Source organism: Alcanivorax sp. HI0044, from assembly GCF_001634945.1.
This window is the reverse complement of record NZ_LWEZ01001665.1, coordinates 1-647: the sequence shown is the minus strand read 5'-3', so window position 1 is coordinate 647 and position 647 is coordinate 1. Positions and strand designations below refer to the sequence as shown.

The 647-nt window shown below is 56.9% G+C and carries 1 protein-coding gene; it reads right to left on the bottom strand.

Features of this window, described 5'->3' with window-relative positions; genetic code table 11:
* A partial coding sequence (locus A3730_RS25105; protein WP_304439535.1) for a M1 family aminopeptidase occupies positions 1 to 647 on the bottom strand: 647 nt, incomplete at both ends.

Here is a 647-nt window from a genome sequence, read left to right as displayed (position 1 = left end):
TTCACCAGGAAATCCACGTTCTCCACCCGCTGAACGGCAGCGGAATTCATGTCCGCCGAAAATTGCTGATCGCGAAAGACCGTAAACCCTTCTTTCAGGCTTAGCTGAAACCAGTCGCGACAGGTCACCCGGTTACCGGACCAGTTATGGAAGTATTCGTGAGCCACCACGGATTCCACCCGCTGGAACCCTGCGTCTGTGGTAGTCGAGGGGTGGGCCAGCACACAGGAGGTGTTGAAGATATTGAGGCCCTTGTTTTCCATGGCCCCCATGTTGAAGTGGCTGACCGCCACGATCATGTAGATATCCAGATCGTATTCGCGGCCATAGGCCTGCTCATCCCAGCGCATGGCGTTTTTCAGCGACGCCATGGCATGGTCCAGCTTGTCCAGATCACGGTGCTCAGCATACAGCCGCAATGCCACCTTGCGCCCGGATACCGTCACGAAGGTATCTTCCAGGCAAGACAGGTCACCGGCCACCAGGGCAAACAGATAACAGGGTTTCGGGAACGGGTCTTCCCAGGTCACCCAGTGGCGCCCCCCCTCTTCTCCCTGATCTACCGGGTTACCATTGGATAACAGCAACGGATAGCGCTGCTTATCCGCCCGCACCGTAGTGGTAAATCGAGACAGAACATCCGGACG